General features: G+C 39.6%; 1 protein-coding gene. It reads left to right on the top strand.

Annotated elements, in window-relative coordinates; all coding sequences use genetic code 11:
* Nucleotides 1–338: cadherin repeat domain-containing protein (locus tag OM075_RS25925; RefSeq protein WP_301193430.1), on the top strand; the 338-nt coding region annotated here is incomplete at both ends.

Raw genomic sequence — 338 nt, 5'->3', positions numbered from 1 at the left:
ATTTCAAATGCCTCAGCAACGATAGCAGAAAATGCATCGAACAATAGTGCAGTGGTAAATATTGATGATGACAACACGTCTTCAGACCTGGATGCCGATGGCGAGACCATCAGCTACTCAATTACAGCAGGAAATGGCGATGGCATTTTTGGCATCAATTCATCCACAGGAGCTATCACCGTAGTTAACAACAGCAAGTTAGATTATGAAACAACAACTTCATATAGTTTAACTGTACAGGCTACTGATGGAACAAACACTGATAATGCAACTGTTACTATTACTGTAACGAATGTTAATGACAACAGTCCATCTATTTCAAATGCCTCAGCAACGAT

This window comes from Plebeiibacterium sediminum (genome assembly GCF_026013605.1).
In the GTDB taxonomy this organism is placed as follows: domain Bacteria; phylum Bacteroidota; class Bacteroidia; order Bacteroidales; family Marinilabiliaceae; genus Saccharicrinis; species Saccharicrinis sediminus.
This window is presented reverse-complemented; position numbering and strand designations above follow the sequence as displayed.